This is a genomic window from Citrobacter sp. BDA59-3 (genome assembly GCF_015167655.1).
Classification (GTDB): domain Bacteria; phylum Pseudomonadota; class Gammaproteobacteria; order Enterobacterales; family Enterobacteriaceae; genus Phytobacter; species Phytobacter diazotrophicus.
This window is the reverse complement of record NZ_CP063427.1, coordinates 2,307,888-2,321,533: the sequence shown is the minus strand read 5'-3', so window position 1 is coordinate 2,321,533 and position 13,646 is coordinate 2,307,888. Positions and strand designations below refer to the sequence as shown.

Here is a 13,646-nt window from a genome sequence, read left to right as displayed (position 1 = left end):
ATAAGGGATAGATAACTGCTTACCCATTTTATCCTCTTCAAGCAAAAGCATTTAAAAACATAACAATATGATTAATAGTTTCAGAAAATCAGGGACTGCGGTGACCCATCACTTAATTCTTATGCTGGCCCGACTGTCACCGAAACAAGGGGTAAATCCGCTTCATACCTGGCCCAACTATCCTCTAACAAAATCCACGCCATCGCGTGGATTTTCTTTTTGTCGCGCCTTAAGGGGATTATGAGCACAATTACCGATTAAATCGCTGTCTGGCGCTATCCGTTACAGGTGTGAATAATGACACGAGGGTGCCCTCCGGGTCGCGGAATTGTAGTGTCCTGTTCCCCCAGGGCATATCCTTTGGCTCATGGACAAACGCCACACCGTATTCTTTTAATCTGTTAAATTGATGGTCTACATCTTCTACCAGAAACTCAAGGATTGCGGATTGGTTCGCGGCTGGTTTTGCGCACCCTTCCTTAAACATTGCCACCGTTTCTTCGCTTCCAATGGCTATTACGGCCCCCGGGGTTACAATTTCGGCAAAAACCGGGGCAAGCCAGTCAGCGCTAACACCTGTAACGAATTCATAAAACTCAACAACTTTATTGATGTCTTGCACAATGAGTCGGGTAGAAACTAATTTCATACAATATTCTCCAGGTTGCAGCAGGAACAGCATCAGGAGGTATCATCATTCATATCTACTGACACCGTGGTGGCAACAGGAAAAAATAAATGAGACGTGCGGACAGGCTTTTCCAGATAATCCAAATACTTCGCAGGAAAAAGCTTCCGGTTACTGCAGCAAGACTGGCAGAAGAACTTGAGGTGTCTAAGCGCACGATTTATCGGGATATTGCCGACCTGGCCGGGCAACGGGTTCCTGTAGAGGGAGAAGCGGGAACAGGATACATACTGCGCTCAGATTACGATATGCCCCCTTTAATGTTTACCGCAGAAGAACTAGAGGCGGTCTTTTTGGGGGTTGAATTAGTCAAACACCTGCCGGATGCCACCCTTGCTAACAATGCAAATGATGTCCTGTCTAAAATAGCTTCGGTGATTCCTGACAAGTTGATGTGTTTTTTAAATGACGCAGCCGTTGCCGTTAAACCCGAAAACTCTGGCATCGAGAAAGTAGATACTCGCCTGATCCGGGCGGCAATACGCGATAGCCGGAAAATTTTTCTGGAGTACCGTGCCGCAGATGGAACGATATCGAAAAGAATTATTTGGCCTATCATATTAGGATATGACCTGACGCATTGCTTGCTCATCGCATGGTGTGAGGAAAAACTGGACTTCCGCCATTTCCGTGCTGACCGCATGTTGAATATTGTTGTTCTCAACGAAAAAATTGGCATCGATAACAAAAGCCTCAGGATAAAATGGAGAAAATGGCGTAGCTCCCAAGTCTACGATATTTAAGAACAAGGTATGTCTTTTGTTTGCAATCAACTCTGCAGTAATCAAAAATATATATTGCTCGTTTTACGCTCTGGCACATAGCCGTTAAGCGCTTGAAAGCGTGCAGGATTATAGCACTTATGTTATAATTTCATTTTATGCGTTGAAAAAGGTTAAATCTTGAAAACGGCAAATTTTTCCGAACTGATAAAGATAGCCGCTCTGCAGCTTTTCAGAGAAAAGGGATTCAGCAATGTTTCCACGCGTGATTTAACACAAAAACTTAATATTTCCAGAAGCCACATTTATCATTATTACCGCGACTGGGAAACGTTAAAAAAAGCGACTGTTGAATATATGTTTGACGGTGATATACAAGAGTGCAAGGAAACCCTGAAAGCCTCGCCAGGGATGAGCGCTACCGACAGAGTTAAGCTCTATATTAGTACGCTATTACCTGATGCCCCCTCAGCACACTGGCTGCTCTACCTTGAACTCTGGCCGATGGCTGCGCGTGATGCTGATTATGCTAATCTGGTGCATAATCAATCTCTTCAATGGATCAATATCCTTGAAGAGATCATCGGCTATGGCCTTGATGAAGGCGAATTCCTTTCAGTAAACGCCTCTGTATCAGCCAGACAAATAAACGCATTAATTGATGGATATTCCAGTATGCTGATCCTCGACTATTCAGAGAACAAGAGAAGTGATTTTCTTGACGAAATATCTGAACTTTCTTTTAAAATCCTTGGAAAATTCTCCTGAGCACGTATGAAAACGTGCTGTGCAAATTAGTTCTTTTTTATACCAAAATAGCCAAGAATTCGCTGCATCTTACTTTCCGCTGTGGTATTACCTGCAGCGGCAGTGTCTATCCAGGTCTCATCGGCTTCGGGATGCGGCCCTGATAATATGACGTTTCCTTTGCCATATTTATAACTGGCGATGGCTATATCTCCATTCTCGTAATACGCGATCGCCTGGAACCCATTGCCTGATGTGGTATTGTTGAGATAGGGCCCATCCTGGAAGTAAAAAGCTTCTTGCTTATTATTCCATTTGATTTGCAGGGTGTAATCTCCCTCATCCCTGGCGCGTGAATCAGGTCTTCCCACTTCTGACTCAAGGGGGGCGTCAATGAGCCCTATCCAGTCTTTATCGGCAAGATAGGCCCCCATGCAAATACCAATAAAATCTTTGCCATTTTTCACGAATTGACGAATAGCCTCAGCACCTTCATCGCCAATAACCTCATAAGAACCGGGTATATCCTGACCGCCGCCAGGCTGAATATAGATATCAAATTTCTTTAGCGTTTGCTCATTGAGTTTTAGCTTTTCTTTTTCACCCACATAAGAAATATGCAGTGGCAAACCAGTGCCGATAAGAGATTTAACAACCATTTCGGAACACCCCGGACATCCAGCCTGGCCCCGATGAACGGCGACATTATAACCCTTTGACGTAGCAGAATTTGCTAAGGTCGGGGCGGTGAAAATAGCAAAAGCAAACGCCACGGTTAACCTATTTGTTTTCTTTAACTTCGTTGTCTGGAAAAAATGTGACATAGCGGTGTCTCCCCTGGTCATGGCGTGTTTTTTATTAATCCCTGAGAATGACTTTTACGCTACCTCAAAGGATTACGTTAAATTAGAGCAATTGCTCAAATTTATCTTTACCGTTGAGTTTGTCAACAGTTTTCGGAATCAATTGAAAAAGTCTTTCATCATAAAAATGTAATCTAAACTATTTTGTTTATATTTTTTAAAGTGATACAGATATACCAGCGAAAAGAGATGGCGTGCGGCTGGCCGGTCTGCGTCTCACCAGGGCATCGCGGCAGGATGCATCCCTAAAAGCACAGACGCTGCCCCTCTCTTTGGATATAAGTCTCCTGAGACAGCAATAAGTTATTTATCGGTACAATAAATTTGATTAACAAGCCGCTACACAGAAAACCAGGTGAGTCTTAACAACCGGGTAAATATGAACTGATCAATTTTGCCATATTTTCCGCGCCGTTCATCGCAATGCTAAGTTCAAGATTACGTGCGCTTTCTTGTGCTGCGGAACGTGCACGCGCGAACATTCTTGCCTCATAGCGCTTAATAGCCTCAGCAGGATTGTTACCCGACACTAACTCGCAGGCCAGTTCTGACGCATCGAGCATAGCCAGATTGGCGCCAGCACCCGCAAAGGGCGACATAAGATGTGCAGCATCTCCCAGCAGTGTAATATTGGCATTATTTTCCCATTGGATCCCTACAGGAAGCATATTAATGGGGCGCAGTAAAAATGCCCCTTCACTCGCCTGAATAAGATTTCTCAGCGCAGGGGCCCAGTCAGCGAAGAGGGTCTCCAGCGCCTCACGTGTTTCTGTCGGGCAGAGTGACTGGACATTTCTTTGATCGCTATTTTCAGGTAATCGTAAAGCGATATACAGACGGATTTTATTATCGCCATTACGCTGCGCAATCAGCCCTTTATTGTCAGAAAGCGCCATAAAACTCCCCTTACCCACCATTGCAGAAATAACCGGGAATGCACTGTCTGGATTCAGTATTTCTGTTTCTATAAAGCTTACACCTGAATAAAAAGGCTCCTCAGAGGTCAATAACGGGCGGATCCGCGAACCTGCGCCATCCGCGCCAACAAGAATATTTGCCCGGATCTGCGTACCATTTTCAAAAAAGAGCGAATGGTTACCCTTTGCCGCAGGTTGCGTACTGACAAGACGATGATCCCAGCGTATGCGGTCTGGCTCCAGAGAATCAATCAACAGATCCCGCAGTTGCTTGCGGTCTATTTCCGGTCGATCAAAATTATCTGCCGGAACTGACTCCTCCCAAAAACAGTGACCCGTTTTATCCACAATGCGCATTTGCTGCCCTTCCGGCCTTGCAAGGGCATGAAACTTTTCTTCTAAACCCGCCGCTTTTATCGCAACCTGCCCGGAATCAGCATGGATATCCAGTGTCCCTCCCTGGTCACGTGCATAGCGTGATGCATCCCGTTCATAGACCACAGCGTCTAAGCCGTTTTGTTGAAGAATGCGAGCCAGTGTCAGTCCACCAATACCACCACCCACAATGGCGATTTCATGCGATTCGGTCATACTGTGTTCCTCTTTATTCATTAAAATCAGGCAAATAAATAGTCAATGATTAAGAGAGTCAGGTCCTGTACGGACGCAAGATCTCCCGTTACTCAAGGCAAAGTGAGCATGGTCGAACCATAAATCCTTCGACGTTATGGTGACCGGGTACATCTTCGTGATGGTTTAAGTTGACATATCAACCTTTACAGTGGCAGAGTTGATATGTCAACTTTGCTTAACGATGGCTACCCTATGAAAAAAGAAGATCTGACCCAAAGTGAAATGAATGCGTGGCGGGGGTTTCGCCGAATGGGCGAAGTGATTGCCTCTCGTATAGGCCGCGAAATAACACAAAAAACGGGATTATCATCCGCTGATTTTACGATCCTGATGCAACTCAGCATGGATGGCGGTAACCATCAGCGCCAGTGCGATATACAAACTTTCCTTGAATGGGATAAGACGCGTTTGTCTCATCAATTGTCCCGCATGGAAACGCGAGGATTAATCGAGAAAAAAAGCGAGGGCGGGAATAGTTCATTTATCAGCATGACAGATAAAGGTCGTCTTCTGCTCTCCGTAGCTCAGCCCGTGCATCAAAACGGGGTTTATGAACATTTTGCAAAATGGCTGAGCGAAGAAGACCTTGAAGCAATGATTCGGATAACAGATATTCTGCGTAATTCGTCGAAATAATAAAAGTTAAGTACCCTAACTCTCAACCGGGGATGATGTTTACTGGTCTATCTGGCAAAGACAAGAAAGTTATCTCCTTCCATGGAAATAGTTCGCGAGCGGATGATAAAAAGCACATACGCCTGGCATTGAATGTACAGTTTCAACCGATAACATCAGACACAGTATTTGTGCCAGGATAGTCTCAAACATACTTAAGCGATAAAATAAGATAATAATGACAATAGAGTGGCGATTACTTTTTCTGCGGCCGTTTTAACAAAAACGCCATCGGTATGCACAACAGAATCGATACCATCAACACAAAGTATGTTTCATTATAGGCCAATACAGACGACTGCTGCGCGATCATTTTTACCAGTTGAGCCGCCGATATTACATGGCTATCCCCACCCACGGAGGATCCTGCAAGCGCCTCGAACTTAGACTGAGCCACCGGAGAACTGGCATGTACTGACTCTCTGAGAACAGTATTATGGAATGCTTCTCTTCTGTCTAAAAATGTCCCTATTAGCGCAAGTCCTATCGCCCCACCTAAGTTACGTGCCATATTATATAAACCAGCGGCATCACCCGACTCTTCTTTTGTCACCGCCGCCATCGCCGCCTGGTTTAGTGGCATCATACAGAGCATTTGCGCGGTGCCGCGAACCAGTTGTGAAATGACAAAACTATCCCCTGAGCTTTGTATGCTAAGTGACGTATCCATAAAACAACTTATTGCAAATAGCACCAGGCCAGGAATAACGATCAGCCTAATATCCACCTTCGTCACCAGACGGGGCAAAATATACATTAATAATAATGCGGGTATCCCGGCAAGTAACAATACACCACCGGATTGCTCAGCATTATACCCTGCGATATGTGAAAGGAATTGCGGTACCAGGTAGGCAATGCCATAAAGCACAATCCCGGTAACGAATATAATGATGATGACAGAGGAGAAACTTTTATTTCTAAATAGCCTGAGGTTTAACACGGGTTTTTCAACATATATTTGCGACATGATAATCATCAACAAGCCTGTCACCGAAATCACGCTGAGCCTGCAAATCATTGTTGATTCAAACCAGTTTTCTCGCTGTCCTTCTTCCAGAATCGCTATCAATGTGCTGAGGCCAAGCGCCAGACCCGCTATTCCTAACCAATCCGCTTTAACAAACTCGTGCGATTTAATTTTCTCTGCAGGTAATCCACAAAGCAGCATGACTAACATGACGAGACAGATTGGCCCATTAATAAAAAAACACCATGACCAGTTTGCATTTTCGGTAAGCCAGCCCCCCACAACAGGCCCCAACAAGGGCCCCATAATGACTGTCAGGCCAAATGCAGTCATCCCGACCGGAAGTTGATGTAACGGCAAACGCGTTCGGACGATCGATTGCGCGGTAGGGATCATGGCACCGCCACAGAACCCCTGCCCCACGCGCGCCGCAATCAAAAACAGCAAACTGGATGAAAAGCCACACAAAAAAGAGAAAAAAATAAACAGTGTGGCATTCATAACCAGCAAGTTACGTAGCCCAAGCCATTTTGTCAGCCATGCCACCAGCGGTATCATCACAATTTCGGACATCATATAACCGGTGGTAATCCAGGTTCCTTCTGTTCCCGTAGCACCTACTGCGCCCTGAATTTGCGGTAAGGCCGAGTTAGTAATCGAGACATCGAGTGTCGCCATAAGGGCACCGGCCGCGCCTGCTGCAACAGCAATCCAGTCCGTCAGTGTTGCGTTATTTTTGGGTTTAATTTGCTCAGCCATGATGTTGAGGTTCCTGCCGTGTATCGACTTCAACTCTTACTGACAGGCCTGCAATCACCGTTGATGGCATGTCTTGATTATCGAAACGAATTCGAACCGGAACCCGCTGCACGACTTTCGTGAAATTGCCCGTCGCATTTTCCGGTGGCAATAATGCGAATTCCGATCCGGTTGCAGGCGCAAGACTTTCAATATGGCCTGCAAAAGTTTTTCCGGGGAAAGCATCTATATGTAAGCGTACGGGTTGATTGGGTCGCATGCGACCAACCTGGGTCTCTTTAAAGTTGGCAATAACGTAAACGCTTTTGGTTGGCACTATCGACATTAAACGTGAACCCGCCTGGATGTACTGGCCTGCTCTGACCCCTACATCTCCCACCGTGCCATCCTGCATACTTTGCAAAACGGTATCTTCTAAATCCAGATTGCTACTTTGCAGGTCGGCTTTCGCGCCCTGCAACTGGGCCTCGTAACCTTGTTCTTCTGCGTGACACTCGACAATTTTTGCCCGGGCAGCTTTTACTCCCGCCTCAAGGGCATGTAATTGCGCCCAGGCTTGTTGACGGGCGTTATCCCTGTCGGCAAGTTGTTGTGGTGTGGTCGCCCCTGTCTTTACCAGTGGTTGATAGCGGGCCCATTCGTTTTCTGCATGTTGTGCGGCCAGGCGAGCGGCTTGTTGCTGCACATCGGCCTGGATGAGTTGCGCCTCCAGTTGTGCGATTTGCGCCTGTAGTTGTGCTTTGTCCGCTTCAAACCTGGCGATATCAGCTACTTTTTTATCGATCGCTGCGTGACTATGGCGGCTATCAAGACGGAGCAGTGGTTCTCCTTTATGTACCCCTTGATTATCCGTCACCAGGACTTCCTCAACATATCCGCCGATTTTTGATGAAATGGAGACACTATCCGCTTTGATAAACGCGTCATCGGTTTCTTCGATATACCAACCGTTGACTATCCACCAGGCACAAATGCCAGCAAAAACAATTAGGACAAGAAAGGCCATACGCAAAATGCCCCGTTTTCGGCCCACACCGCCAGTACTGGCGTGTTCACCGTCCCCCTGGGCTACAGAGGCAGGCGTTATCGCTGATGTTATCAATAGCATGGTAGTCTCCGATGTGTATCGACCCGGCTTTCCAGATAAAGGGATGTGAAAGAAAACAGAACGTTAACAATAAAAATTGGGTTTATGATGGTGCCCATAATTGATTTCGGCCATTATTTTTACTTGATACAAACTTTTATCGAGTATAAATTTGGATCAAATAAAAGATCAAGGGGGATTTGTCCGCTGATCGGTGAGAGAGGAAAACAATGAAGGCAAACAAACCGGAAGGGTTGAGAGAACAGAAGAAGAGACTTACCCGGCAACACATTTCAGATGAAGCCACTCAGCTTTTTATCCGCTATGGTTTTGATAACGTAACCATTAGTGATATTGCGCAGGCGGCAAATGTATCGAAGATGACAGTGTCTAACTATTTTGTGCGTAAGGAAGAACTGTTGTTTGACCGCATGGGCGAGATAACGGAATTACTGGAGGAAAGCCTTAAGAACCGTAACGAAAGGTCCCCGATCGCCAAATTGAAGGGGCTGACGGCTGAATTACTTGAGCAAAAACATAAAGTTTTTATGATTAACCAGAATGTCGTTAAATTTTGGCAGGTTGTTGCGGACAGCACAACGCTGAGCACCTTTGGCATTATGCAATTTGATATTATTTGCAAACAACTTGGAAAAATGTTGGCGTCAGATGCCGGGCAACCAGAGACGGACCCTACGGCGCATCTGCTCGCCACCATTATTATGAATACATGGCGTGTCGCATACACTGAGGCGTTGTTCCGTCAAAAGATGAATATTGAGCAAACGGATATCGAGTTTCTTTTTGACATTACAGCTCGCGGATTTTGTGCTGCGGAAGCCGCAGCGAAGGGGACCCAATACCTCTAAACCAGTACGCTCTGTTTAGAACGCCTGGAAAGCGTCCCGTAAGCACGCTGATAATGACTTTATCATTCACGGGCGTGCCAGCCATTCGAATGAAGGTGATTATCTGCCGCATACCCGTGCTGCATTTCACACATGGCCTACAGTGCCTCGTTTAATGGCGACAAAGCTACGGGTTTAGTCGTAATAACCATGCACGCCACGCCTGCACTGTGTCATTCCACCTTATTTTATTGCAAAAAAAGCCCCTGCACGGATGCAGGGGAAAACCCATGTCAGAGCTTATATCTTAATAATTCGTGTTACATGAACGCCGCGAGTCTGAATAACGTAGGTAAGTACGTGACCAGGCCAGCGCACAGGCAACGTGAAGCATGACGGGCATAGTCGAATTTAATTGAACACCATCCCACCATCGATGAGCAGAGACTGGCCGGTCATATAATCGGAGTCTGGCCCGGCAAGGTACGAGACGCAGGCAGCAACATCTTCCGGTTCGGACAAGCGGCCAAGCGTAATGCGTTTGGCAAAGGTTTCGGTACCGTAGCCGAGTGGTTTGCCCGCAGCCTCAGACACCTGGCGGTCAATCTCCGCCCACATCGGCGTTTTAACGATGCCCGGGCAGTAAGCATTAACGGTGATCCCAAGCGGAGCAAGATCCCGTGCGGCAGTCTGGGTTAAACCGCGAACCGCGAACTTACTGGAACTGTAGACGGCCAGATCCGGATTACCGGTGTGCCCCGCTTGAGAGCAGGCGTTAATGATCTTGCCGCCGTGCTCCTCTTTGCGAAACGCCTCAATCGCCGCCTGAATACCCCAGATCACCCCTTTCACGTTGATGTTATAAACCTTATCAATAATCTCCGATGTGATGGATTCGATGGGCGTGGAGGGCGCAACCCCGGCGTTATTGACGATAACGTGGAAACCGCCCAGCGCTGTGCGGGCTTTCTCGACCGCCGCAAACACCTGATCGCGGTCAGAGACATCCACCTTCACGGCGATGGCGCTGCCGCCGTTACGGTTGATTTCATCGGCAACGGCGCTCGCCGTCTCATCGTTATAGTCAGCAATGGCAACAGCAAAGCCGTCTTTTACCAGACGAAGCGCTATCGCTTTACCAATCCCCTGACCTGCGCCGGTTACGAGAGCAACTTTTTTCATTTTTCTGTCCTTATAGTGAGTCATAAAATCTGGCTGAGATGGAGCTGGCCCATCAGCAGCGGGTTATCGCTATAGTCAACGGGAATGGCCACCACGGCCGGGCCATCGACATCCATTGCCGCACGAAGTGTGGGCTCAAGCGCATCAGCGCTCTCCACGGCAAAGCCTTTCGCGCCAAAGGCGTCGGCATAGACTCTGAAATCGACCGGACCGAACGCCACGCCGGAAAGTCGCTGGTATTTTTTCTCTTCCTGAATGGCCACCATGTTGTAGGCGTTATCCACCCAGATGATATGCAGCACGTTGGCGTTAAGACGTACCGCGGTTTCCAGCTCCATACTCGACTGCAGGAAGCCGCCGTCACCGGAGACGGAAACCACCTTGCGCCCCGGATTCACCAGCCAGGCGCCAATCGCCCATGGCAGCGCGACGCCCATGGTCTGCTGACCGTTGGAGATCATCAACTGACGCGCCCGGAAGCTATAGAGATAACGGGCGATCCAGATGTGGAAACTACCCATGTCCACGGTGAGCGTCACATCGTTATTTACGATGTCCTGCATGGCTCTTACGATACGCAGCGGATGCAAAGCGAACTGGTTGAGTGAGGCACCGCGGCGATCGAGCAGATCCCGCTGATGCTGGCGGTCGACCAGAATTTCTGACGCGCGCTGGCTGAGCTCCAGTTTGTGGTCAATCCGACTGGCAAGCTGGTTCAGCGTGGCGGCGATATCCCCCACCAGTTCGATGTCGGGCACATAATTACGCTCTTCATACGCGGGCAGCACATCAATGTGCACCAGCGTGGCATCCCCGCTGTTCCACATGGACGGCTCATACTCCACCGGGCTGTAGCCAATACAGATAATCAGATCCGCCAGATGCAGTAGCCGGTCGCCCGCCTGATTATTAAAAAGGCCGACGCGCCCGGCGAAGCGGGTGAAGTGTTCCTGGTTTACCGCCCCGGCGGCCTGGTAGGTGCTGGTCACCGGAATACGGCTTTTCTCCAACAGCTTACGCAGCGCCGTGCTGTTGGCAGGCTGACTCGCCATCAGACCCAGCAGGATGACCGGATTTTTGGCATTGTCGATAAGCTTCACCACATCGTTAATCACCGATTCGGGTGCCGGGCCCATCATCGCCGGGCCGCTGGCAGGCAAAATGGTGCCAGTGGCGGGCTGGTCGACAATATCCTGCGGCAGGCTGACAAACGCGCTCCCCGGTCTGCCGTGCTCGGCGGCACGAAACGCGTTTGAGATAACCTCGGCAATCGAGTCCGGGGAACTGACCTCGACGGCATATTTGCTGACAGGGCTGAACATCGCGACGGTATCCATGCTCTGATGCACCAGTTTCGCTTTATCCGCCCGCTTCACCGCCCCGCCCAGCGCCACAACCGGGTCGCCTTCGCTGTTGGCGGTAGCAATGCCGGTGATCAGGTTTGAACAACCCGGCCCGGAGGTAACCAGCGCAACCCCGGCTTTGCCGGTCAACCGTCCTACCGCTGCCGCCATAAACGCCGCGTTCGCCTCATGGCGTACGGGGATGATCTCAATGGAGGAGTCCAGCAGGGAATCAAAGACTTTATCGATTTTCGCACCCGGAATACCGAAAACCTGTTTAACGCCCTGCGCTTCCAGTTGGCCGACAACCATATCGGCGCCGTGCGCCCACTGGCGAACCTGTTTATCACTGTTCACGATGGTTCTCCTGTTAGTTTTCAACGGAACGGATAGCCGCATCCAGATTGCCTGGGTGAAGGTTGGCCTGTAAAAACGCGCTGTCGGCGGGCAGGTCAATCATGAGTTTGTGAATTTCACCGAAGGTGAGTACGCCGTTCTCCAACTGATAGTCGAGCAGGTGCCCCCCACCCTGACGGTCGTCGGTGATGAAATGTTCGTGGTAACCGGCCACGTTAATACCCTGCATATGTTGCGGCGTGCGAAATCCGACCAGCACCCCTTCGCGCTGGTTAAAGCGGAACACCGGCTGGTCGTCCAGGACGTCGGTCATCGCCCGGTAAGGCGGCTTCTGGCGCGGGACCGTGCGAGTGTGGGCGTGGCGAAAATTGCCATCAATACGCAACGCGCAGAACAGGTTATCGGAAGGGATCTGCTGGTCGATCGCATCGTGGATCTGCTGACGGCTGACCGGCGTATCGAAGGTTTTGCGATACTGCGGCTGGAACCAGGTCATCACGGCGAACGGCGTTTTCTGCTCTGGTTTCGCGGCGCGGGCGCTACCGTCGGCGCGTAACTGGTACACCTGGCTGCTAAAGGCAATCAGTTCGCCGTCCAGTTCGTTAAAGGTGCCCAAACCAAAATCGCCTTGTGCCAGCAAATCGGCGATGGTGGTGTTTCCCTCATATACGCCGCTTAACAGGGCGCTCATTAGCGATGTCTGATAGATCACGCTGTCAGGGTGCCGGGCAGAGAAACCACGTACGGTCTCGCACAGGCTGGCCTCACAGTCGCATGCCGATGAATGCATCATTATGCTCGTCCTCTTCAACTTTTTTTAGAAAGGTTAAATAAATGTTGACCCGATTCAGCCGGGAGTTCCAATATAGAAACCATGCTGGTTTGAGACGTTTTAGATATGGAACTTCGTTATCTGCGGTATTTCGTCACGGTTGCACGCGAGAGACATTTCACTAAGGCGGCTAAAGCGCTGGGAATTTCGCAACCTCCCCTGAGCCAGCAAATCAAGCGGCTTGAGGAGGAAGTGGGTACACCGTTGTTCAGACGCCTGACGCGTGGCGTGGAGCTGACCGAAGCGGGAAAAGCCTTCTATGAAGACGCGTGTGAGATCCTGGCGTTGAGCGACATAGCAGTCGAAAAAGTTCGGGGTATTGCTCGTGGGCTCAACGGTAATCTGTCGATCGGGATTACCAGTTCAGACGCTTTTCATCCGATGATCTTCACGCTTATTCGCCATTTTCAGTTGCAGAACATGGCGGTGAAGATTCATCAACTGGAAGCCAACATGTCCTCTCTTACAACGATGCTGGCGGAGGGGGAACTGGACATTGCATTCGTCCGGCTGCCTTGTGAGAGCAGTAAAGCGTTCGAATTAAAGATACTGGACCGGGAACCAATGGTGGTGGTACTGCATCGCGATCACCCTCTCGCAAAAAGCGGTCCGCTGTCGCTTGAGCAGCTCCGGGATACGCCAGTGGTTTTGTTCCCACAGGAGATTGCTCCGTGTTTATATGATCGCGTTTACTCCTGCTGCGCACGTTGCGGGATTGATATGCAAAACGCGCTACAGTGCTCACAGCTTTCCTCGTCCATCAGCATGGTGTCCGCAGGCAGCGGCTTTGCCCTGGTGCCGCAGTCAATGGTGGTCATTTCTCCGCCGAATGTTACTCATCATCCGCTTATCTCACCGACGCTCTATACCGAGATCGCGCTGTGCTGGCGACGTTTCGAACGCTCGCGAACGGTGAAACGTTTTTTGTCGATGCTGAGTGAGAAGTAAACGCAGCGCGGTTGTGCCCTGCTCTCTGAGAGACTTAAACACAAGGGCAACGGCAATCTGAGTGAAGACGGTTTA

13 protein-coding genes are annotated in these 13,646 nt (G+C 49.2%); 5 read left to right on the top strand and 8 right to left on the bottom strand.

Annotated features, from left to right (window positions below; all coding sequences use genetic code 11):
- Nucleotides 1-250: 250 nt before the first annotated feature.
- Complete coding sequence (locus IP582_RS10915) at nt 251-649, bottom strand: VOC family protein (protein WP_193795950.1); 399 nt, start codon at nt 647-649, stop codon at nt 251-253.
- 89 nt (nt 650-738) lie between these two features.
- Between IP582_RS10915 and IP582_RS10910 the strand changes: the two genes are divergently transcribed.
- Complete coding sequence (locus tag IP582_RS10910; RefSeq protein WP_193795949.1) at nt 739-1,431, top strand: YafY family protein; 693 nt, start codon at nt 739-741, stop codon at nt 1,429-1,431.
- 159 nt (nt 1,432-1,590) lie between these two features.
- On the top strand, nt 1,591-2,178 hold the full coding sequence (locus IP582_RS10905) for a TetR/AcrR family transcriptional regulator (RefSeq protein WP_193795948.1): 588 nt from the start codon (nt 1,591-1,593) through the stop codon (nt 2,176-2,178).
- Nucleotides 2,179-2,204: 26 nt separating this feature from the next.
- Here IP582_RS10905 and IP582_RS10900 read toward each other — a convergent pair whose 3' ends face one another.
- Both IP582_RS10900 and IP582_RS10895 read right to left on the bottom strand, forming a co-directional pair.
- The gene (locus tag IP582_RS10900) at nt 2,205-2,981 is read right to left on the bottom strand and encodes a BPL-N domain-containing protein (RefSeq protein WP_193795947.1); all 777 of its coding nucleotides are present in this window, start codon (nt 2,979-2,981) and stop codon (nt 2,205-2,207) included.
- Between the two features lie 401 nt (nt 2,982-3,382).
- Complete coding sequence (locus IP582_RS10895; RefSeq protein ID WP_193795946.1) at nt 3,383-4,528, bottom strand: NAD(P)/FAD-dependent oxidoreductase; 1,146 nt, start codon at nt 4,526-4,528, stop codon at nt 3,383-3,385.
- A gap of 234 nt (nt 4,529-4,762) precedes the next feature.
- Between IP582_RS10895 and IP582_RS10890 the strand changes: the two genes are divergently transcribed.
- Nucleotides 4,763-5,206, top strand: coding sequence for a MarR family winged helix-turn-helix transcriptional regulator (locus tag IP582_RS10890; RefSeq protein ID WP_193795945.1), 444 nt, complete (start codon nt 4,763-4,765; stop codon nt 5,204-5,206).
- Between the two features lie 235 nt (nt 5,207-5,441).
- Here the strand turns inward: IP582_RS10890 and IP582_RS10885 are convergent, their stop codons facing one another.
- Nucleotides 5,442-6,974, bottom strand: coding sequence for a DHA2 family efflux MFS transporter permease subunit (locus IP582_RS10885; protein ID WP_193795944.1), 1,533 nt, complete (start codon nt 6,972-6,974; stop codon nt 5,442-5,444).
- Nucleotides 6,967-7,980: an HlyD family secretion protein gene (locus IP582_RS10880; protein WP_193795943.1), complete on the bottom strand. Its 1,014-nt coding sequence runs from the start codon at nt 7,978-7,980 to the stop codon at nt 6,967-6,969. Before IP582_RS10880 ends, IP582_RS10885 begins: the two co-directional genes overlap by 8 nt.
- Nucleotides 7,981-8,291: 311 nt before the next feature.
- Between IP582_RS10880 and IP582_RS10875 the strand changes: the two genes are divergently transcribed.
- Nucleotides 8,292-8,930 (top strand): TetR/AcrR family transcriptional regulator, encoded by a 639-nt coding sequence (locus tag IP582_RS10875; protein ID WP_193795942.1) that lies wholly within the window; start codon nt 8,292-8,294, stop codon nt 8,928-8,930.
- A gap of 390 nt (nt 8,931-9,320) precedes the next feature.
- Here IP582_RS10875 and IP582_RS10870 read toward each other — a convergent pair whose 3' ends face one another.
- Genes IP582_RS10870 through budA form a run of 3 tightly spaced genes read right to left on the bottom strand, consistent with a single transcriptional unit; the run spans nt 9,321 to nt 12,584 of the window.
- Nucleotides 9,321-10,091, bottom strand: a complete 771-nt coding sequence (locus IP582_RS10870; RefSeq protein WP_039079245.1) for a (S)-acetoin forming diacetyl reductase — start codon at nt 10,089-10,091, stop codon at nt 9,321-9,323.
- A gap of 20 nt (nt 10,092-10,111) precedes the next feature.
- Complete coding sequence (gene alsS / locus IP582_RS10865) at nt 10,112-11,833, bottom strand: acetolactate synthase AlsS (protein ID WP_193795941.1); 1,722 nt, start codon at nt 11,831-11,833, stop codon at nt 10,112-10,114.
- On the bottom strand, nt 11,805-12,584 hold the full coding sequence (gene budA / locus IP582_RS10860; protein WP_169039450.1) for an acetolactate decarboxylase: 780 nt from the start codon (nt 12,582-12,584) through the stop codon (nt 11,805-11,807). The genes alsS and budA overlap by 29 nt, the downstream gene beginning before the upstream one ends.
- Before the next feature lie 105 nt (nt 12,585-12,689).
- Here budA and IP582_RS10855 point away from each other — a divergent pair, with 105 nt between their 5' ends.
- Nucleotides 12,690-13,571 carry a LysR family transcriptional regulator gene (locus tag IP582_RS10855; RefSeq protein WP_193795940.1) on the top strand — a complete coding sequence of 294 codons (882 nt, stop codon included), beginning with the start codon at nt 12,690-12,692 and terminating at the stop codon, nt 13,569-13,571.
- Nucleotides 13,572-13,646 lie beyond the last annotated feature (75 nt).

Coding starts and splice junctions, on each gene's coding strand:
- budA (WP_169039450.1), bottom strand. CDS start 12,584: ATGATGCATTCATCGGCATGCGACTGTGAGGCCAGCCTGTGCGAGACC.
- alsS (WP_193795941.1), bottom strand. CDS start 11,833: ATGCGGCTATCCGTTCCGTTGAAAACTAACAGGAGAACCATCGTGAAC.
- IP582_RS10885 (WP_193795944.1), bottom strand. CDS start 6,974: ATGGCTGAGCAAATTAAACCCAAAAATAACGCAACACTGACGGACTGG.
- IP582_RS10890 (WP_193795945.1), top strand. CDS start 4,763: ATGAAAAAAGAAGATCTGACCCAAAGTGAAATGAATGCGTGGCGGGGG.
- IP582_RS10910 (WP_193795949.1), top strand. CDS start 739: ATGAGACGTGCGGACAGGCTTTTCCAGATAATCCAAATACTTCGCAGG.
- IP582_RS10870 (WP_039079245.1), bottom strand. CDS start 10,091: ATGAAAAAAGTTGCTCTCGTAACCGGCGCAGGTCAGGGGATTGGTAAA.
- IP582_RS10900 (WP_193795947.1), bottom strand. CDS start 2,981: ATGTCACATTTTTTCCAGACAACGAAGTTAAAGAAAACAAATAGGTTA.
- IP582_RS10875 (WP_193795942.1), top strand. CDS start 8,292: ATGAAGGCAAACAAACCGGAAGGGTTGAGAGAACAGAAGAAGAGACTT.
- IP582_RS10855 (WP_193795940.1), top strand. CDS start 12,690: ATGGAACTTCGTTATCTGCGGTATTTCGTCACGGTTGCACGCGAGAGA.
- IP582_RS10915 (WP_193795950.1), bottom strand. CDS start 649: ATGAAATTAGTTTCTACCCGACTCATTGTGCAAGACATCAATAAAGTT.
- IP582_RS10895 (WP_193795946.1), bottom strand. CDS start 4,528: ATGACCGAATCGCATGAAATCGCCATTGTGGGTGGTGGTATTGGTGGA.
- IP582_RS10880 (WP_193795943.1), bottom strand. CDS start 7,980: ATGGCCTTTCTTGTCCTAATTGTTTTTGCTGGCATTTGTGCCTGGTGG.